The sequence below is a fragment of the Shewanella sp. SM73 genome, from assembly GCF_025653795.1.
Classification (GTDB): Bacteria; Pseudomonadota; Gammaproteobacteria; order Enterobacterales; family Shewanellaceae; genus Shewanella; species Shewanella oncorhynchi.
The window spans coordinates 18,371-37,344 of record NZ_JAKKRY010000017.1 but is presented as its reverse complement, the minus strand read 5'-3'; the positions used below and the strand labels follow the sequence as shown (position 1 = coordinate 37,344).

Here is an 18,974-nt window from a genome sequence, read left to right as displayed (position 1 = left end):
TACAATGTGGCTATTTCAAACGATCGAGTATCTTATTGCAACCTCAACAGGTAAGCTTGCGCTATGAGCGAAACACATCTATCTACCCAAAGGTTTGCCGACCTACCTCTACATCCTGAGGTTAAACAGGCCCTTGCCGAGAACGGCTTCGAATTTTGTACGCCGATCCAGGCGTTATCACTGCCTGTATTACTCCAATCAAAAGATATCGCAGGCCAAGCACAAACGGGCACTGGTAAGACTATGGCCTTTTTGGTCGCCACGTTTAATCATTTATTATCGACTCCCATACCTGAAGGTCGACTGATTAATCAGCCCCGCGCCATCATTATGGCCCCGACTCGCGAACTGGCGATTCAGATTGCCAAAGATGCGATTTTACTCGCCAAGCACACACACTTAAAGGTGGGTATTGTTTATGGCGGTGAAAGTTACGATGTGCAGCGTAAAGTATTAGATCAAGGTGTTGATATCTTGATTGGTACAACGGGTCGAATTATCGACTACGTTCGCCAAGGTATTATTGGCTTGAATTCAATTCAGGCTGTGGTACTTGATGAAGCCGATCGTATGTTTGATCTTGGTTTTATTAAAGATATTCGCTTCTTATTTAGGCGTATGCCTGAGGCAAATCAACGTCTTAATATGTTATTTTCGGCAACCTTGTCCATGAAAGTACAAGAGCTGGCTTATGATCATATGAATGAGCCCGTTAAAGTCGAAATCGCCCCCGAAGAAAAAACCTCCAAAAACATCAAAGAAGAAATCTTCTATCCTTCCCAAGAAGAGAAGATGCGTTTGCTGTTGACCTTGATTGAAGAAGATTGGCCAGAAAAAGCCATCGTTTTCTCCAACACTAAGCACAGCTGTGAAACGCTTTGGTCTTGGCTTGAAGGTGACGGACATCGTGTGGGTTTATTAACGGGTGATGTGCCACAGAAAAAGCGTATTCGTATCCTTGAGCAATTTACCAGTGGTCAACTAGATATATTGGTTGCTACCGATGTAGCGGCTCGTGGTTTACATATTTCTGACGTTTCACACGTGTATAACTATGATTTACCTGATGATTGCGAAGACTATGTTCACCGAATCGGTCGTACGGGTCGTGCGGGTAACAAAGGCATGTCGATAAGCTTTGCCTGTGAAGAGTACGCATTGAACTTGCCTGCAATCGAAAGCTACATCAACCATTCGATTCCAGTAAGTAACTACGATAGTGAAGCTTTACTGGCCGATATTCCTACGCCAGCGAAGATTCACCGTAAACACCCTAGCGGCACTCGAAACTTGCGTGATCGTTCAGGGGCAAGCCGCCCAGGTGCTCAACGCAGTGGTGCTCGCCCTCCTCGTCATGATAGGACACGTAGACATTCGTAAATGCCAACACCCGCTTATGCCGCTATAACATTAGGCTCAAATAGTTTTAATATGCTGATCGCCAAAACGCGTGGTGGTCAGCCGCATATTATTGCGAAATATAAACGCAAGGTGAGGCTCGCCGAAGGCATAGGCAACGATGGCAAATTAAGCCCCGATGTCATGCAGCGCGGCCTCGACTGTTTGAGTATGTTTGCCCAGATGTTGGTACAACATAAGATTGAAGCAAACCATGTTGCTGTGATTGCAACTGCAACTCTTCGCAGTATTAGCAATGCTGATGAGTTTAATCAGCGTGCATTGCCACTCTTAGGTCATCCGATCGAAATTATCTCTGGTATGCGTGAAGCAGAGCTTATCTATCAAGGTATGGTGGCGACCACTTGTGGTCAAGGCCGTCGCTTAGTTATTGATATCGGTGGGGCGAGTACAGAGTTTATCATTGGCGATGGGCATCAAGTGCTGTTCAAAACCAGTTTGCCCTTTGGTAGCGTGACTTATAATCGCCAATTTTTCAGCAGTTTGCCGCTGCAGCAGTTAGATTTCGATGATGCTAAGCAGCAAGTGCTAACCGCATTAGCTGAGCATAGACAAACCCTACGTGATCTTGGTTGGCATTGTGTCGTTGGTGCCTCCGGCGCTGTACAGTCCGTGGTAGAAGTGCTACTTCACCGAGGGTTATGTGAAACTATCACACTCGATGTGCTTACTCAGTTGAAGGCTGAGATCCTCACTCAAGAAGATATTAGCTTAATGGGGATTGCTGGGCTTTGCAGTGAGCGAGCACCGACTTTTGCTGCGGGTGTCGCTATTCTATTGGCTTTGTTTGAGTTGCTGGGGATCGAGCATTTAGCCTTATCTGGCGGTGCATTACGTGAAGGTGTTTTAGTGATGTTAGCTCAGCGGATTATTGACGAAGTCAGCTAACATTTTATTGAAACATGATAAAAACTAAAGGCCGCGATGCGGCCTTTATTGTTTGTACTGTGGCGATTATTTCAATAAATCGGCGAGATCTTTTTCTAAGGAAACCGTTGGACGCTCTACGATGCGGCCAACTTCTTTACCTTGCTGCAGTACAATAAAGGTTGGAATGCGGGTAAAGTCGTATTTTGCGGCTAAGCCTTCGGGATCTTTTTTCGTTCGGTCGACACCAATATAGGTCACTTTAATATTGGGATTAGTGACTTCTTCCATAATACGGATAAAGCGCGGCGTTTCCCGGTGACAATCTGGGCACCAAGTACCAATGATCACTACAATTTCTGTAGGTTCAGTGATGCTTTTAAGCGGGGTGATTGCAGTGGTATCGACTTGATAGGTTTTATACCCTTCAGCAAACTCATTGAGATCTGTGACTAAATGTTGTGCTTCTACTATGCCAGTTAAAATCACTTCTTGTTTCTCCTCACTGCAGGTCGCAATTAAACCCTGTTGTTGTTCTTCAAATCCACAGCCACCATTGGCTAGTACCTGACAACTAAAAAATAAGGCGGTAGTGGCTAGGAATGCCTTAACGTTATTGTGCATGATGCGCCCTCGAAATCGAAGAGAAAGAATGAAATTCGATTCAAACATTATTCTGGATACGATTAAAGCGATTAATTGATTTGCTGCAAGCAAGATCACGCATTGCTAATATCTATCAGCTTAACGATCACATAATTACATGTTTTTCGGAGTTAAGGCATTGAAAAAGTTCATCCCCGAATCGTGATTCGGGGACAGAACACATTGAGAGGATAAGGTAAATTGCTTGATTACTGAGCCAGAATTTTTTCAAGAATAGGCTTATTAGCCTCGGGGAAGTCGTAATTGGTTAAGTCGGTTTTAGTGACCCAAGCGATAAGCTGGCCTTCAAGGCCTTGGGCTGTGCCGTTAAATTCGGTGACTGAATGGATATCGAGTAGCACTTGTTTATCGGGATAGTCGAAACTCAACGCCATAAATGGCTGACTATCAGTGACATTGAGCGCGACTTCCTCTTTGAGTTCACGGATCAATGCCTGAGTGACAGTTTCGCCTGTCTCAACTTTACCACCAGGAAATTCCCATTTCCCACCTTGATGTAAATGATCTGGGCGTTTTGCCAACAGAATTTCACCGGCCGAGTTAGTAATAATGCCGACGGCAACATGGATGCGTTTAGTCATAATATTTATCGATTAATGAGTGGGTAAAAGTAAGTGCATTAAAGGCTTGAGCTGAGTTATTCGTGTGCAACCCCAAAATTACTCTTTAAAAAAATCGCCTTCATCGAGATCAAATTCATCAAATGCTTCTGGATCAAACTCGGCTTTGACTGGGATGACGTGTTTTTCTGACGCCCAATCACCGAGGTCGATCAACTTACAGCGCTCGCTGCAAAAAGGTTTAAATGCAGATTGTGGCACCCACTCGACAGGGGCTTTGCAGATAGGGCAGTTAACGGTCAATGGCATAATTGTTCTCTTGGTTAACGGCGATAAAGCGGCCGCCAATACTAATGTATTTCAGGCCATTAGTGTAAAGGCTTCATGCACAGGTAGCCAGTAAGAAATCAATTGAACGGTCGGAGTGGCGTTGTTGTTCAAACTGTACAAAATGGATAGCGAAACGGTTTTTATGGCCGCTAATCGTAGGATAACACCCGTGGGAAGCATCGACTTTAACCCTTACCAAAGCAAGTGCTTGGGCACTGTCACCTTGATAAAAGCCTGCGTGGGCAACGGCATTGTCGTAATGGGACGTGCTACGAGTCAGTTGAAGTAGTAACGTTATCGGGGTAAGTAAAGGTTCGAAATGGGCTATCCAAGAGCGATAATCGTGCTGTTTTTCTTCCCAAGGTTTAGATAGCCAATAATGCAGTTGTGGTAGGTCGAAGTTACAGCAAGCGCCTGGCATGCCGAAGCGTTGTCGTAGTGCGGAAATAAATTTGTCTTGTTTTAATTGGCTGCCGAAGCGTTCAGGCTTTTGTAACGGTTCGCGGGCTTGGGTGAGGGCATTGATATAGATATTGATTTGCTGGTGGTCGACGTGATCTAATTCTTGCCATTTGTTCAGTTGCAGCAAGTGCCGCTCAATATCTTTTAATACTTCATTGCGATAATCGCAGCGTTCAGATAATTCACAGAGGGAAAACAGCGGATAAAAACATCTATGTTGGTGGTCATTGCTTAGGTTACTTTGCAGCTGTTTATCGAGGTATTCGAGCCGCAAGTAGCTGCGAATTTTCTCGTTTAGGGGCTGTTCGTAAACTAATTCAGTCATGGGCGTTATGAGTACCAGATAGTTGTAAATAGCGTTGGTGCAATGCTAGCACCTCTCGTTTTAAGGTTGATATCTCTCCCTGATTATCAATAATGTCGTCGGCTCGGGCGAGTTTTTCGCTGCGGCTCAATTGGCTGTTAATGATGTTATTTACTTGAGATGCATCAACATTGTCCCTTTTTATGGTGCGGCTGATTTGCAACTCAGGCGAAATATCCACCACTAAAGTCCGATTGACTAACCTATCTAACCCGTTCTCAAATAGCAAGGGCACGACCATAATTACATAGGCCGAGGTTGCTTTTTCTACCTGTGCTAGCATTTCTTGGCGGATCATCGGGTGCAATAGCTGGTTTAACCATTCACGTTCTTCAGGGTGGCTAAATATCCGTTGCCGCAGTTTGGCGCGATCGAGTTCACCTTCTGGCGTTAACATCTCAATGCCAAAATGGCTAACGATGGCCTCAAGCCCTTTTGAACCCTGAGCGACAACGTCGCGGGCAACGATATCGGCGTCGACTAAGGTAATGCCTTCTGCGGCGAATAAATTGGCTACAGTCGTTTTACCGCTACCAATCCCACCCGTTAAACCAACAATAAATTTGGACATAAAACTCTCTTAAAAGCTATGAAGGACGCTACGCTGCTAGGACGGACTTTGTCCTTGCAGTCTACGGAACGGGCTTAGCCCTTACGGTAAGCGAAGCGTTCAGTGAGTAAGCTTGCGAACGTTCCGTTATCCTTAAGTGAAGCCTGTTCTATAACGTACTTAAGTACCAATCCACTATAGGTTGACCCCATATTAGGGCTATCCAGCCTGCGGCAGCAATATAAGGCCCAAATGGGATGGGATTACCTTGCTTGAGGCGTTTACTGACAATCATAGTGATGCCGACAACTGCTCCGACTAAGGACGAAAGTAAAATCACCAGCGGCAGCATTTGCCAGCCGAGCCAAGCACCAAAAACGGCGAGCAGTTTAAAGTCCCCATAGCCCATGCCTTCCTTGCCAGTGAGGATCTTAAATAGCCAAAAAATGGACCACAAGCTTAAATAGCCTGCTGCCGCACCGATAATGGCATCGGTTGGGCTCGCAAAGGTATGATTTAGATTGATGATCAAGCCGAGCCAAAGTAACGGTAACGTCATTTGGTCGGGGAGCAGCATCTCATCAAGATCGATACCAGTAAGGGCAATAAGTACAAATGTCAGTATGCTCGCAAAGACAAATTGCCAGCTTGGACCAAAGTGCCACGCTAAAGTCGCAACAAGTAGCCCTGTGATGAATTCAATAATAGGGTAGCGGGCGGAAATCGGTGCGTGACAGGCGGCGCATTTTCCTTTGAGCATTAACCAACCGAATACAGGTAAATTATGCCAAGGTTTAATCGCCGTTTTGCACATAGGGCAAGCAGAGCCTGGCACCACAAGATTATATTTTTCGGGGAAGCTATCTATAGGTGTATTGAGTTGGTCTATGCCTATTTTTTTGACTATATCTTCGTGGTATTCCTGTAAATACTGATTACATTCTTGCTGCCATTCTCGTTTCATCATCACAGGAAATCTGTGGATCACTACGTTTAAAAAACTGCCTATGGTGGCGGCAAAAATAAAGCTTAGCGTAATAAAGAGCCAAGGACTCTGATCAAAAGAGTGGCCCAAAAGAGAGATAAATTCTGACATTTAGTTTTCTTATTTTATTTGAATCGAATGAATTAACTGACGATTTTACCCATTTGGAAGATAGGAAGATACATAGCGACAATTAACCCGCCGACCACAGTACCGATAACTACCATCATAATAGGTTCAATTAGGCTTGATAAACCATCAACCGCATCGTCGACTTGCATTTCGTAGATAGTTGATACTTTATTGAGCATGTTATCTAGTGAGCCGGATTCTTCGCCTATCATCACCATCTGCACTAACATATCGGGGAAAAGACCAGTGGTTTGCATCGCGACATTCATCTGCATCCCCGCCATGACCTCTTGGCGAATATTCAATATGGCTTTGCGATAAACTGCATTACCCGATGCGCCAGCGGCGGACTCTAAGCCATCAATTAATGGCACACCTGCGGCAAAGGTGGTGGCTAAGGTGCGGGCGAAACGTGCCATGGCACCTTTGTGTAAAATCGGTCCAATGGCTGGGATTTTAAGCACGGCTTCATCGACTCTATCCCGTAAAATTTGCGAGTTTCGATGTGCGCGTACAAATAAAAATACACCGCCGACAATGGCAGCTAAAAAGATATACCAAGAAGATTGTAAGCCGCGGGAAATATGCAGTACCAGTTGCGTAAAAGCGGGCAGTTCTGCACCAAAGCCTTTAAAAATATCTTCAAACTGTGGCACCACAAAAAGAAGTAACAAAACCGTAACTAAAATAGCGACAATTACAACTGCAGCAGGATAAAACATGGCCTTCTTAATTTTTGATTTGAGCGCTTCCGTTTTTTCTCTGTAGGTTGCGACTCGATCGAAAACCAAATCGAGTGAACCTGAATGCTCACCCGCGGCGACTAAGTCAACATATAGTTCGTCGAAGTAACGCCTATGGGGGCGCATAGCATCGGACAAGGGAATACCCGATTGAATTTCGGTTAAAATAGTACCCAGTAATTCCCGCATTTTAGCTTTTTCATGGCCACGGCCGAGTAGTTCAAATGTCGTTACCAAAGGAACGCCTGCCGCCAACATAGTCGCGACTTGACGGGTCATCATGGCTATATCCATAGGGGTGATATTGGCTTCACCTAACTTAAATAGCGGAGAGGACTGCTTACGAACGCTCTTAGGGTTTACTCCTTGTGATTTAAGCTGGCTACGGATTTCGGCTGCGGTAGCACCTCTAAGCTCTCCTGCCGTTTTTTTGCCATCGCGGTTAACGCCTTTCCATTCGAAGGTATAGATTTTGGGCTGGCTTTTTTGCTCGGCTTTCTTAGTTCGAGACTTTCTTGTTGTCGTTGCCGTAGCCATAAATTATCCCTGTAAATAAATCGTTCTAGATTTCTAGTTAACTGAACGCTGTGCTTGCGAAATAGTTTGGACTCTAAGATTCAAATATACGAGTAATGATGCATTATTGCCTGAATTTTAGACTTAGCTTTAGATATCGAAAGATTAGATTTAGCCAAAACTGGTTACGCGATTGACTTCTGCAATACTAGTTACGCCATGAATTACTTTCAATAATCCTGACTGACGCAAATCCCGCATCCCTTGCGCTTTAGCTTGGGAGGCGATTTGTAAGGAGTTACCGCCTTCCATGATAGTACGCGCTATCTCATCGGACATCTTCATCACTTCGTAAATACCAACCCGGCCTTTGTAGCCTGCAGAGCAATGTTCACAGCCTACAGGTTTAAAGGTGGTAAAACCTTGTGTAATTTGTGTTTGAGAAAAACCTAAACGTAATAGTTCATGCTCAGGGATGATTTCAGCTTGCTTACATTCGGGGCAAAGTCGACGCGCCAAACGCTGGGCAATAATCAGGTTAACTGAGCTGGCGATATTATAACCGGGCACGCCCATATTGATTAAACGGGTCAAGGTTTCGGCGGCCGAGTTTGTGTGTAGGGTCGATAACACTAAGTGACCCGTTTGTGCCGCTTTAATGGCAATTTCGGCGGTTTCAAGATCACGGATTTCACCCACCATCACTACATCGGGGTCTTGGCGCAGGAATGAGCGTAAAGCAGAGGCGAAAGTGAGACCGGCTTTTAAGTTAATGTGAACTTGGTTTACACCCTCAAGGTTTATTTCTACCGGATCTTCGGCGGTAGAAATATTACGCTCTTCAGTATTGAGAATATTTAACCCAGTATAGAGTGAGACGGTTTTACCTGAGCCTGTTGGGCCGGTCACTAAAATCATCCCTTGGGGTTTTGCTAACATCTCAAGGTAAAGTTTTTCTTGGTCGGGCTCGTAGCCGAGCTTTTCAATGCCCAATTGTGCGGAGGAAGAATCCAAGATCCGCATTACAATTTTTTCGCCCCATAAGGTCGGTAGAGTGCTGACCCGAAAGTCGATGGACTTAGTGCGGGAAAGTTTCATCTTGATTCGGCCGTCTTGTGGCACGCGGCGTTCGGCGATATCAAGTTTTGACATTACTTTTAGGCGCGCTGATAAGCGACCTGCAAGGCTTATAGGGGGTTCAGAGACTTCGTGTAAAATACCGTCGATGCGAAAACGAATGCGGTAGCGCTTTTCATAGGGTTCAAAGTGTAAATCCGATGCTCCTTTACGAATGGCATCGGTTAGAATTTTATTGATATAGATAACAATAGGTGCATCATCGCTGGCCTCGCCTGCGGACTCTTCATTACGTCTGTCAGTGTCGGTAATTTCAATGCTCGCCAGTGCCGCTTCATCCATGCCGCCTAAATCTAGGCCGCTAATATCTACTTCGAGAATTTTCTCCAGTGCTTTGGCGAGTTTATCTTCTTCAACTAGAATCGCTTCGGCGTGCAGGCCTGCACTAAATTGGAAATCTTCGAGGGCGGCAATATTGGTCGGGTCGGATGTGCCTATATAGAGGCGATTTCCCCGTTTAAACAGCGGTAAGCAGCGGTGTTTTTCAATGAGTTTTTTGTTGAGGAAGTCCTCAGGAATGGAAGCAAGATCAAACTCATTGAGATCGAGTAGTGGCGTGCCATATTCCTCATAGCACATCTCAGCAATGGCACGTGCTGAAACCAGTTTACTTTGAACTAAAGTGCTGACTAACGCTTGCTTATTTTGACGGGATTTTGTGATGGCGTTCGCCATCTGCTCTTCATTTAGCAGACCTTTACGGATAAACAGGGTCGATAAACCCAAATGCAGGCCTGTAGATGGCATAGAGACTCCAGTTGTAAACAAGTGTTGAAATAATAACGTCTTTATAGCATTTTGTCATATTTAGTCTAATGAAAAAGCTATCCTTGGAACAAACAAATTTATGTGTGCGGAAGTTCATTGATATAATGATGTTGAAATTTTATTTACTTAATTTTCAATTGCTTGCTGTTGAATTTAATCATTGTGACCATCGTGAGTCTAGGAGCGTACGTATAGCAAGGAACTTCCGAGATGTACCGTATGAAATAAATTTCTGTTTTTAGCAAAAAAATATTAAAAATTTTGGATGTTTAAAGTTTTAATAAAAAGAAGAAGTTGCAAACTATTGTAGTCTTGGGTGAGTATTGTGGAGGTGATTTAACATAAATTGTATGATAATTAGTAAATTATAACGTTATAGCCATTAATTTTTGAGGCAGTCAGTATATGCAATTGGGAGCTTATTCTTGGGGACTATTAATTACATTTGCATGTATTTTCCTGCTCGGGACTGTATTTTCTTTTAATTTTTCTTATCTTGTTGGTATTGACAGTGAGTATGATCTAAAGCGTTTTCTTGTTATTGGCTTTATTTGGCTTGCTTCGTTGGGGTTATGTTTTGTTAAGGATGTTGAGTTCATAAGGCTTTCAAGGTTGACCAAGGTGTCTTTAACGATTTTTTTTGTATTGGCTATTGTATCTGCTTTTTTCAGTAAACATCCCTTTTGGGGAATGGTTGAAATAACTAATATCGGAATACTCATAATAGCATTTTACTTGTTTGCTTTGAGTATTAATTCGATGAAGCGCAGCATCTTGTATTTTGCCGTTTATGCGGGAGTTTTATTCTTTTCTGTATTGACGTTTGCTAAATATATTTTATTTTTATTCTTTTCTTATGCGGATGCACAAAGCTTCGATATTCATGGCTTGCTTACGGGTTATGTGAATGTCCGCTTTTTTAACCAACTGCAAGTAATGGTGACACCTCTGCTTTTTTTGCCTTTTTTTGTTCAAAGTTTAGCTAAGTTCAAACGAGTCTCCATAGTTTTTGTTGCACTACATTGGGCTGTGTTGTTACAGACTGAAGCCCGGGGAGCTATGCTCTCGCTCATTTTAGCGTCAGTCGTGCTGTTTTTTTTTGTAGATGCAAATACCCGCAAACAATTTATTTCGACCATGTTGCAAACCATGTTATTTGGTATCTGCCTGTGGCTAGTATTTATCATCATAATTCCGTACTGGCTGATGGACAGTTCAAGTTTTCAGATTAGAACGGGGAGTTCTGGAAGGTTAGATTTATGGCTGTATGTTCTTAAATCTATTCCAGAACGTTTGTGGTTGGGTTTTGGGCCGATGAGCTTTACTTGGGCTGAAGGTAAACCATTACCACATGCTCATCCACATAATTCAGTGATGCAATTACTTTATGAGTACGGTGTTATCTGCAGTATCGTTTGCATAGCTTGGGTATTGAGTCGAATTTATAAGAGATTACGATATTTATATCTAGCAAACGACGTCGAGGTCATTCCTATTATTTATGCTCTGCTATCTGGGCTTTGTTATTCTTTGTTTAGCGGTGTTGTTGTCATGCCATTGGCACAGTTGATGCTGGTTTTTGTGGTCGCCATGCAAGTGCAATATGGTACATGTCGTGGCTATAAAGCAAGTGTCGTAGTCAGGATGTTATTGTTTTTAGTCGTGAGTGTTATGGCGTTTGTGTTATTGAACACTTACAAGAATGAAGAGTTGCTCCCTGCCTTATTTCCTAGAATGTGGGTGAATGGATTGATTAGCTATTAAGTTGTAAATATGTTTGATGTTGACAGATGTGTGATACTACAAATTTTCTAAGAAAAATACTTTTTAAGACTGGCTCTGACTATCTATACTATAACCTACTAGCATTTTTCTAAAAAAGAACACCTTGCTAACAAGGTGTTCTTTATAGAAAAAAATTAGCTAGCAGCTACACATGCTGCTGTTGCCAAAGTACATGTAATATTTTTGGCTGGATCTGATTTAGATGCATAAATTCTAGTACCCGTTCCAGCAGTTGCAGGACCTGCGCAAGCTGATGCTGCATAAGTTGGTAGAGGGGTAATATCACCAATTACAGCAGCAGCGTATGCTTTTTCAAATGAAGCTGCTTCTGATAAACATGAGTTAACTTTACCCTTATTCACATAATCCTTATACGCAGGCAGTGCAATTGCGGCCAAAATACCGATAATGGCGACAACGATCATCAGTTCGATCAGAGTAAAACCCTGAGCTTTTTTATTTAATGCTTTGTTTAAATTCATGGCCTTCATTTTTCTCTCCAGCTAACTATTTAGTGACTTACTGTGGTTGAATAGAGTGTTTAACCTAACCGCTGTTTTACTCTATAAATTGTTTTATCTCATCAAACTTTATTACTCATTTATGTCAATAAAATCATTTATATGATCTATGTAACATTAACAGTACACCGATGATCTTGAATGACCCATGTGTAATGACTCATGCTGATTTATCCAAGCTAGCTTTGCTAAATTAGCACTAAGTTAATGCTGGGTTAGCGCTTGTTTGAATAAATTGTTTCGGCAACCGCACCTTAGGCTAACGTTTTCAAAAATATGCCTCTCAAAAAACGTGAACTAGGCAATTTTAAAAAGAATCCCAGTGCTGACCTTAGGTGAGGTTGACCAAACGGCCATCTCGCCTTGGTAAAAGTTAGTACAAAGTTAGGTAAAAGGAAACAAAAATTAAGTATAAAGTACTAATAAAGTGTTGTTTTTGTATAAAAGGCTAACTTATCGACATGTTAGGTTATAACAACTTTTTGACAATATCAGTTTAGCTGGCGTGTCTCTCTATGTCGTCAAATTGGTGACATGAAATGGTGGCGGGTTGGGTGCTTCGTGAGGGTGAATGCTGAGTATGATAGTGCAGGCGTGATTTTGCATTTGGTTTGCAGGAGCCCTACAAAACAAATGCACTTCGCCTTAATATTTTATGAGTGGAATGTGCTTACGGTACTTTGCGAGAACATTCCACTGCCATTTAACATCTAGCGGTTTTAAGCTTTTAATCTGAGTGATAAATCTAAGGCGCGAACATGCTTAGTGAGTGCGCCAACTGAGATATAGTCCACCCCTGTTTTGGCAAATTCGGCTAAGGTATCTAAGGTTACATTGCCAGAGACTTCAAGCTTAGCGCCGGCGCCTTTAGCTAGGTACTGGTTATTCATCTCTACGGCTTCGACCATCTTAGTGATGTCGAAGTTATCTAACATTATGATATCTGTGCCAGAGTCGAGTGCTAAGGCGAGCTCTTCGAGTGACTCCACTTCGACTTCAACGGGTTTATTCGGGTACAAGCTGCGGGCGGTATCTACGGCTTGGCGAATACCGCCACAGGCCATAATGTGGTTTTCTTTAATCAAAAATGCATCATATAAGCCAATACGATGGTTTTTTCCGCCACCGCAGGTGACGGCATACTTTTGTGCCGTGCGTAGGCCTGGAATTGTCTTGCGAGTATCTAACAAGCGAGTGTGAGTCCCCGCCAGTTTATCGACATAATGTTTGGTTAAGGTAGCTACGCCAGAAAGTGTTTGGATAAAGTTCATTGCCGTGCGTTCGCCTGTGAGAATAGCGCGCGCAGGACCTGATAATTCACATAATAGCTGGTTGGGTAATACTAGATCGCCATCATCCACATGCCAATGCAGTGCGACTTCACCACCGAGTTGGTTAAAAACCTGCTCTGCCCATGCTTTACCACAAAAAACGCCTTCTTCACGGGTGATTAAAGTGGCTTCAGCGTACTTATCGGCGGGGATCAACATTGCTGTGATATCACCATAAGCGATGGCTTTGGTTTGATCGTTGATTTCGGTGCCACCTAAGTCTTCACTGAGGGCAGATTTTACTGATTGGCGGATATCGTTTTCTAACATAAGCGGAGTCCTTGCATTACGGCCTACTTGCATTTTAGGTTAAGATTACCACGGCCTTAGGTCTCACGGAACAGGTTGGAAGATTGAGCAAAAGGAGTAAGCTGCAGCCTTATTTAAATTGAGAGTGGATGGTTTGTTCCATGATCTCAATATTAAAAGATAGCTCAGTCAGTAAGTTCCGTGCGCAGGGTTTCTTCTTTGCTTGGAGGAATACTGTTAGAGTAAGGCGGTATATGTGGCTATAGAGGATAAGCTCATAATGCGGTTTGATTCGGGTTGGTGTGATAGTGCGAGGCGTTGTGAGTCGCCACATTTTAATCAACGTCCCTTGAATGAAGTGAGTTTGTTAGTGATCCACAATATTAGTCTGCCCGCAGGCTGCTTTGGATTACCTTACATTGATCAATTATTTCAAGGGTGTTTAGATACTAATGCCGATTTCAGCTTTGCACCGTTGCTGGGCTTGCAAGTGTCGGCGCACTTTTTGATCCGCCGCAATGGCGAGCGTGTCCAATATGTAAGCTGTAATGACAGGGCTTGGCATGCAGGGGTGTCTCGTTATGGCGAGAGAGAGAATTGTAATGATTTTTCCATTGGTATTGAACTGGAAGGCACAGATACTGAGCCTTACACTTCTGAGCAATATCAGTCACTCATCGAGTTAACACAAGCCCTACTGGTAGAATATCCATTGCTGAGTATTGAACGGATTGTGGGTCATTGTGATATTGCGCCAATGCGGAAAACGGACCCAGGGCAAAGTTTTGATTGGGAAGGATATTTAGGCAAGTTAAAGGAATATACTCAGGCGTTGCGTTCTTAGTTAATCACTTAACTTTTTGGATTTTAGACGTATTCCATATAAACCTAGACTATTTATGGACAAATTATAGAGGTACAGCCCATGGCATTATTTTCACTCTTGGTCGCCATTTTAGTGGAGCGACTTAAATTTCTTCCTTCATCATGGCAATTTGATCGTTTACTGCAATCCTATCAGACAACATTTTTTGGTGATAAAGCGTCACTGACAAGCGTGATGATGGCGTTGGCGTTAGTGCTGCCAGCCTTGTTGGTATATGTTTTATCTTGGTTAGTGGCGGGAATGTTTTGGGGCTTATTAAGTTTAGCCCTATGGATTGTTGTGGCAGTGGTTTGTTTTAACCATCAGAAACAGCGTGATATTTTCAAAAAGTATATGCAAGCGGCTTGTCGCTCTGATGTCCAAGCTTGTTACCATTATGCCGCTGAACTCGATTGTAGCGAGTGTTTAGATGCTGTATCCGAGAAAGACCTAGGTGCCAAAGTGGGTCAAAGTGTTGCTTGGATTAACTATCGTTATTACGGTGCCGTGGCGCTGTTTTTCATTTTTTTAGGTCCAGTCGGTGCGGTACTGTATTGCACGGTACGTTTTTATGCCGAAGAGAATGCCCGTAAATCCCTAGAGCTACCCTTAGTCAACGAAGTGATTACGCTACTGGATTGGTTACCGAGCCGGATTTTCGCCTTTGGTTATGCCTTAAGTGGTCAATTTAGTGAAGGTTTGGCGGCGTGGCGCCGTAATGGGTTGACCTTAAATGTGAGCGCTCACACTGTGGTGGCTGAAACGGCATTAGCGGCACAACCTTTACCTGAGGTCGCAAGTGCACCTATATGTGTACAATCAACCTTAGCATTATTAGTACTCAGTAAACGTAACTTTACACTTATTGTTGCAGTACTTTCATTACTGACCATTTTTGGATTGGTGAGTTAAAAGAAGGACGCTTCGCAGCGAGAATCGAGAACGCTTCGCTGCTAGGGTGTCGTTGTGCTCTTTCTAGTCTAGAATCTATCCGCTGCGCTTTTGGCAGCGCCTAGTGGGCGAAGTCCGTGCTTTTGTCAAATGGTCTGACCCCATAAACATTTTTTTCCGCTATGCTCTCTCTTCGTGAGTGCTTTTAATCGAGATCGCTTTTAAGGAGTGATCTTCAATCTGGACATCAAAACGCTGATTTGATAAAGTGCGCTCACTCAAAAAAATTGGTAAGACCAATTTACAACGGAGCTGAGCGCCTGATGGCCTATAGTAAAATTAATCAGCCAAAAATTTCTGACGTGATCATGGCGCAATTAGAGCAAATGATCTTAGAGGGGAGTTTACAGCCCGGTCAGAAGTTACCGCCTGAACGCGAACTGGCGATCCAGTTTGAAGTGTCTCGACCTTCTTTGCGTGAAGCTATTCAAAAGCTTGAGGCAAAAGGACTGTTAATGCGCCGCCAAGGCGGTGGTACTTATGTCAAAGAACAACTCTGGCAGACCCTTGCCGATCCTATTGTTGAACTGATGAATTCAGATCCAGAGAGTCAGTACGACTTACTGGAGTTCCGCCATGCCACCGAAGGCATGATGGCCTATTTTGCGGCCCTGCGTGGTACCGACGCCGATATGCAAAATATCAAGCGTATGATCCTCGAGGTGGAAGCCGCCACCGATATCGAACAAAAAGCTGCTGCGATTGTGCGTTTTTATCGTGCTGTGGCGGAAGCGTCACATAACGTGGCTATGTTACACCTCGTTCTTAGTTTAACCCCTGTGCTGCATCAAAATGTGGCGCAAAACCTGGAGCTTTTAAGCCGCCGCGAAGAAGCTTCTACTATGGCTAACGATCACAGACGGGCCTTGCTCGCTGCCATCGTTCGTCGTGATCCCGACGCCGCCAGAGAAGCCTCAAATGAACACTTAAGTTACATCGAAGAGGTGATGTTATCTGTGCGGGAAGAAGATAGCCGGTTGCAGCGAAGCTTGCGCCGTTTAAAGAGTGGCGCTTAAGTTCTGTGATTTAGCTGCCAGCTAAATCGGAATATGCCGCAAACACCATTCATTATCATGTATATAGAGAAGGACAGTGTCATGTCTGAAGATATGCTACAAGACGTAGATCCGTTAGAGACTCAGGAATGGGTTGATGCCCTGCAAGCCGTGTTGGAACAGGAAGGCCCAGAGCGCGCGCATTTTTTACTAGAAAAGCTGATCGATAAAGCGCGTCGTAATGGCACTCACTTGCCTTATAACGCCACAACGGCTTACCTGAACACTATCCCTGCGGGTCAAGAGCCGCACATGCCTGGCAACCAAGAGATGGAACGTCGCATTCGCGCCATCATCCGTTGGAACGCTTTAGCTATGGTGCTTCGTGGTTCTAAGAAAGATTTAGAATTAGGCGGCCATATTTCAAGCTTCGCCTCAAGCGCGACTATTTATGACGTATGTTTTAACCACTTCTTCCGCGCACCCAATGAAAAAGACGGTGGCGATTTAGTGTATTTCCAAGGCCATATCGCCCCTGGTATTTATGCGCGTTCATTCTTAGAAGGTCGCTTAAGCGAAGACCAACTGGCTAACTTCCGTCAAGAAGTGGATGGCAAGGGTCTGTCTTCATACCCACATCCAAAACTGATGCCGGATTACTGGCAATTCCCAACAGTTTCTATGGGCTTAGGTCCTATCCAAGCGATTTATCAGGCGCGTTTCCTGAAATATCTGACTGACCGTGGTCTGAAAGATTGTTCAGCACAAACCGTTTACTGTTTCTTAGGTGACGGTGAGTGTGATGAGCCAGAAGCTTTAGGTGCAATTGGTTTAGCGGCTCGTGAAGAATTAGATAACTTAGTCTTCATCGTTAACTGTAACTTACAGCGTCTTGATGGTCCTGTACGTGGTAACGGTAAGATAATCCAAGAACTTGAAGGCGAATTCCGCGGCGCAGGCTGGGAAGTGGTCAAAGTGATTTGGGGTCGTTACTGGGATCCATTATTAGCCCGTGACACTAGCGGTAAGTTACTGCAGTTAATGGAAGAAACCGTTGACGGTGAATACCAAAACTGTAAAGCCAAAGGTGGCGCTTATACTCGCGAACACTTCTTTGGTAAGTATCCTGAAACGGCCGAAATGGTGGCTAACATGTCAGATGATGACATTTGGCGCTTAAACCGTGGCGGTCATGATCCAGTGAAAGTGTACGCTGCCTTAGATCACGCACAAAAAACCAAAGGTCGCCCAACGGTGATTTTAGCTAAGACTGTAAAAGGTTACGGCTTAGGTGATGCGGGTGAAGGTAAAAACATCGCTCACAACGTGAAGAAAATGGGTATCGAGTCTATCCGTTACTTCCGCGATCGCTTCAATATTCCGATCCCAGATGACCAGTTAGAAGATCTGCCTTTCTATCACCCAGGTCCAGATTCTGAAGAAGTGAAGTACATGATGAGCCGTCGTGAAGCGCTGCATGGTAGCGTGCCACAACGTCGTCAAAAGTTCACCGAAGAGATGGAAGTGCCGTCACTGAAGATTTTCGATTCGATTTTGCAGGGCTCTAACGGCCGTGAAATTTCATCGACTATGGCATTCGTTCGCGTGCTGACAGCATTGCTGAAAGACAAGAAAATTGGCAAAAATATTGTGCCAATTATTCCTGACGAAGCTCGTACTTTCGGTATGGAAGGTTTGTTCCGTCAAGTGGGTATTTATGCTCACGAAGGTCAAAAATATATTCCGCAGGATTCTGACCAAGTTGCTTACTACCGTGAAGATAAAACCGGCCAAGTATTGCAAGAAGGGATTAACGAACTCGGCGCTATGTCTTCATGGGTATCAGCAGCGACGAGCTACTCAGTCAATGATACACCTATGATCCCGTTCTACATCTACTACTCAATGTTCGGTTTCCAACGTATTGGTGACATGGCTTGGGCTGCGGGTGATATGCGTGCTCGTGGTTTCTTAGTCGGTGGCACTTCAGGTCGTACAACGCTTAACGGCGAAGGTTTACAGCATCAAGACGGTCACAGCCACGTATTGGCGAACACTATCCCTAACTGTATTACTTACGATCCAACATACGGCTACGAAATCGCCGTTGTGGTACAAGATGGTATCCGTCGTATGTACGGCGAAAATCAAGAAGATATCTTCTACTACTTGACCACAATGAACGAAAACTATGAGCAACCAGCCATGCCAGAAGGCGCGGAAGTGGGCATAGTGAAAGGTATCTATAAGTTAGAAACGGTTGCGGGCTCAGGTAAAGGCAAAGTTCAGTTAATGAGCTGTGGCACTATCCTTGAACAAACTCGTAAAGCGGCGCAAGCACTGGCGAAAGACTTTGGTATTACTGCCGACGTATTCAGTGTGACCAGCTTTAACGAATTGACTCGCGATGGTCAAGCCGCTGAACGTTGGAACATGCTGCACCCAACCGAAACGCCAAAACAAGCCTATATCAGCCAAGTGATTTCAAGTGATGCACCTGCAATCGTCGCGACTGACTATATGAAGATTTACGGCGAACAGTTACGTGCTTATATTCCTACCGATTACAAAGTGTTAGGTACTGACGGTTTCGGTCGTTCGGACAGCCGCGAGAATCTGCGTCACCACTTCGAAGTGGACGCTAAGTTTATCGTTATTGCGGCACTGAAATCACTGGTTGATCGCAAAGAGCTGCCTGTCGATGTGTTAGCAAAAGCCATTAAAGAATATGGTATCGACGCTGACAAGATCAATCCACAGTACGCGTAAGAGGCAATG

General features: G+C 44.1%; 17 protein-coding genes. 7 read left to right on the top strand and 10 right to left on the bottom strand.

The window, feature by feature from the left end:
* The first annotated feature begins 63 nt into the window (after positions 1 to 63).
* Together rhlB and L5M51_RS19125 are read left to right on the top strand one after the other, a co-directional pair.
* Entirely contained in the window at positions 64 to 1,380 is a 1,317-nt protein-coding gene (rhlB, locus tag L5M51_RS19130) for an ATP-dependent RNA helicase RhlB (protein WP_063884693.1), read from the top strand.
* On the top strand, positions 1,381 to 2,307 hold the full coding sequence (locus tag L5M51_RS19125) for an exopolyphosphatase (RefSeq protein WP_263174154.1): 927 nt from the start codon (positions 1,381 to 1,383) through the stop codon (positions 2,305 to 2,307). It begins immediately after the preceding gene.
* A gap of 66 nt (positions 2,308 to 2,373) precedes the next feature.
* Here the strand turns inward: L5M51_RS19125 and L5M51_RS19120 are convergent, their stop codons facing one another.
* The 8 genes from L5M51_RS19120 to pilB all read right to left on the bottom strand — a co-directional run bounded on the left by L5M51_RS19120 (position 2,374) and on the right by pilB (position 9,478).
* Complete coding sequence (locus L5M51_RS19120; RefSeq protein WP_106649212.1) at positions 2,374 to 2,910, bottom strand: thioredoxin family protein; 537 nt, start codon at positions 2,908 to 2,910, stop codon at positions 2,374 to 2,376.
* Positions 2,911 to 3,140: 230 nt separating this feature from the next.
* Complete coding sequence (gene mutT / locus L5M51_RS19115; RefSeq protein ID WP_131523409.1) at positions 3,141 to 3,533, bottom strand: 8-oxo-dGTP diphosphatase MutT; 393 nt, start codon at positions 3,531 to 3,533, stop codon at positions 3,141 to 3,143.
* Positions 3,534 to 3,611: 78 nt separating this feature from the next.
* The gene (gene yacG / locus L5M51_RS19110) at positions 3,612 to 3,821 is read right to left on the bottom strand and encodes a DNA gyrase inhibitor YacG (protein WP_006083355.1); all 210 of its coding nucleotides are present in this window, start codon (positions 3,819 to 3,821) and stop codon (positions 3,612 to 3,614) included.
* A gap of 73 nt (positions 3,822 to 3,894) precedes the next feature.
* The gene (gene zapD / locus L5M51_RS19105) at positions 3,895 to 4,629 is read right to left on the bottom strand and encodes a cell division protein ZapD (RefSeq protein ID WP_212601342.1); all 735 of its coding nucleotides are present in this window, start codon (positions 4,627 to 4,629) and stop codon (positions 3,895 to 3,897) included.
* Complete coding sequence (coaE, locus tag L5M51_RS19100) at positions 4,622 to 5,239, bottom strand: dephospho-CoA kinase (protein ID WP_212601341.1); 618 nt, start codon at positions 5,237 to 5,239, stop codon at positions 4,622 to 4,624. Before coaE ends, zapD begins: the two co-directional genes overlap by 8 nt.
* A gap of 148 nt (positions 5,240 to 5,387) precedes the next feature.
* Positions 5,388 to 6,314, bottom strand: a complete 927-nt coding sequence (locus L5M51_RS19095) for a prepilin peptidase (RefSeq protein ID WP_263174153.1) — start codon at positions 6,312 to 6,314, stop codon at positions 5,388 to 5,390.
* Between the two features lie 32 nt (positions 6,315 to 6,346).
* Positions 6,347 to 7,615: a type II secretion system F family protein gene (locus L5M51_RS19090; RefSeq protein WP_263174151.1), complete on the bottom strand. Its 1,269-nt coding sequence runs from the start codon at positions 7,613 to 7,615 to the stop codon at positions 6,347 to 6,349.
* A 150-nt stretch (positions 7,616 to 7,765) separates the two neighbouring features.
* A complete protein-coding gene (gene pilB / locus L5M51_RS19085) occupies positions 7,766 to 9,478 on the bottom strand; it encodes a type IV-A pilus assembly ATPase PilB (protein ID WP_263174150.1) in 1,713 nt (570 codons plus the stop codon).
* A 426-nt stretch (positions 9,479 to 9,904) separates the two neighbouring features.
* On the opposite strand from pilB, the gene L5M51_RS19080 reads away from it, so the two are divergent.
* Positions 9,905 to 11,263, top strand: a complete 1,359-nt coding sequence (locus tag L5M51_RS19080) for an O-antigen ligase family protein (RefSeq protein WP_263174149.1) — start codon at positions 9,905 to 9,907, stop codon at positions 11,261 to 11,263.
* Between the two features lie 155 nt (positions 11,264 to 11,418).
* On the opposite strand, the gene L5M51_RS22800 is transcribed toward L5M51_RS19080, so the two are convergent.
* Both L5M51_RS22800 and nadC read right to left on the bottom strand, forming a co-directional pair.
* The gene (locus L5M51_RS22800) at positions 11,419 to 11,775 is read right to left on the bottom strand and encodes a prepilin-type N-terminal cleavage/methylation domain-containing protein (RefSeq protein WP_317629955.1); all 357 of its coding nucleotides are present in this window, start codon (positions 11,773 to 11,775) and stop codon (positions 11,419 to 11,421) included.
* A gap of 749 nt (positions 11,776 to 12,524) precedes the next feature.
* A complete protein-coding gene (gene nadC, locus L5M51_RS19070) occupies positions 12,525 to 13,406 on the bottom strand; it encodes a carboxylating nicotinate-nucleotide diphosphorylase (protein ID WP_263164579.1) in 882 nt (293 codons plus the stop codon).
* Positions 13,407 to 13,665: 259 nt separating this feature from the next.
* On the opposite strand from nadC, the gene ampD reads away from it, so the two are divergent.
* The 4 genes from ampD (at position 13,666) to aceE (ending at position 18,965) form a co-directional block, all read left to right on the top strand.
* Positions 13,666 to 14,229 carry a 1,6-anhydro-N-acetylmuramyl-L-alanine amidase AmpD gene (ampD, locus tag L5M51_RS19065; protein ID WP_263174148.1) on the top strand — a complete coding sequence of 188 codons (564 nt, stop codon included), beginning with the start codon at positions 13,666 to 13,668 and terminating at the stop codon, positions 14,227 to 14,229.
* A gap of 81 nt (positions 14,230 to 14,310) precedes the next feature.
* A complete protein-coding gene (gene ampE / locus L5M51_RS19060; RefSeq protein ID WP_263174146.1) occupies positions 14,311 to 15,162 on the top strand; it encodes a beta-lactamase regulator AmpE in 852 nt (283 codons plus the stop codon).
* Positions 15,163 to 15,464: 302 nt separating this feature from the next.
* On the top strand, positions 15,465 to 16,217 hold the full coding sequence (pdhR, locus tag L5M51_RS19055; protein ID WP_105250401.1) for a pyruvate dehydrogenase complex transcriptional repressor PdhR: 753 nt from the start codon (positions 15,465 to 15,467) through the stop codon (positions 16,215 to 16,217).
* Between the two features lie 81 nt (positions 16,218 to 16,298).
* Positions 16,299 to 18,965 carry a pyruvate dehydrogenase (acetyl-transferring), homodimeric type gene (gene aceE / locus L5M51_RS19050; RefSeq protein ID WP_105250400.1) on the top strand — a complete coding sequence of 889 codons (2,667 nt, stop codon included), beginning with the start codon at positions 16,299 to 16,301 and terminating at the stop codon, positions 18,963 to 18,965.
* The last annotated feature ends 9 nt before the right edge of the window (positions 18,966 to 18,974 follow it).

Excerpts from the sequence above, each read along its gene's own strand:
- mutT (WP_131523409.1), bottom strand. The coding sequence starts at position 3,533 with ATGACTAAACGCATCCATGTTGCCGTCGGCATTATTACTAACTCGGCC.
- coaE (WP_212601341.1), bottom strand. The coding sequence starts at position 5,239 with ATGTCCAAATTTATTGTTGGTTTAACGGGTGGGATTGGTAGCGGTAAA.
- pilB (WP_263174150.1), bottom strand. The coding sequence starts at position 9,478 with ATGCCATCTACAGGCCTGCATTTGGGTTTATCGACCCTGTTTATCCGT.
- zapD (WP_212601342.1), bottom strand. The coding sequence starts at position 4,629 with ATGACTGAATTAGTTTACGAACAGCCCCTAAACGAGAAAATTCGCAGC.
- L5M51_RS22800 (WP_317629955.1), bottom strand. The coding sequence starts at position 11,775 with ATGAAGGCCATGAATTTAAACAAAGCATTAAATAAAAAAGCTCAGGGT.
- nadC (WP_263164579.1), bottom strand. The coding sequence starts at position 13,406 with ATGTTAGAAAACGATATCCGCCAATCAGTAAAATCTGCCCTCAGTGAA.
- pdhR (WP_105250401.1), top strand. The coding sequence starts at position 15,465 with ATGGCCTATAGTAAAATTAATCAGCCAAAAATTTCTGACGTGATCATG.
- ampD (WP_263174148.1), top strand. The coding sequence starts at position 13,666 with ATGCGGTTTGATTCGGGTTGGTGTGATAGTGCGAGGCGTTGTGAGTCG.
- L5M51_RS19095 (WP_263174153.1), bottom strand. The coding sequence starts at position 6,314 with ATGTCAGAATTTATCTCTCTTTTGGGCCACTCTTTTGATCAGAGTCCT.
- aceE (WP_105250400.1), top strand. The coding sequence starts at position 16,299 with ATGTCTGAAGATATGCTACAAGACGTAGATCCGTTAGAGACTCAGGAA.
- L5M51_RS19090 (WP_263174151.1), bottom strand. The coding sequence starts at position 7,615 with ATGGCTACGGCAACGACAACAAGAAAGTCTCGAACTAAGAAAGCCGAG.
- L5M51_RS19125 (WP_263174154.1), top strand. The coding sequence starts at position 1,381 with ATGCCAACACCCGCTTATGCCGCTATAACATTAGGCTCAAATAGTTTT.
- rhlB (WP_063884693.1), top strand. The coding sequence starts at position 64 with ATGAGCGAAACACATCTATCTACCCAAAGGTTTGCCGACCTACCTCTA.
- L5M51_RS19120 (WP_106649212.1), bottom strand. The coding sequence starts at position 2,910 with ATGCACAATAACGTTAAGGCATTCCTAGCCACTACCGCCTTATTTTTT.
- ampE (WP_263174146.1), top strand. The coding sequence starts at position 14,311 with ATGGCATTATTTTCACTCTTGGTCGCCATTTTAGTGGAGCGACTTAAA.
- L5M51_RS19080 (WP_263174149.1), top strand. The coding sequence starts at position 9,905 with ATGCAATTGGGAGCTTATTCTTGGGGACTATTAATTACATTTGCATGT.
- yacG (WP_006083355.1), bottom strand. The coding sequence starts at position 3,821 with ATGCCATTGACCGTTAACTGCCCTATCTGCAAAGCCCCTGTCGAGTGG.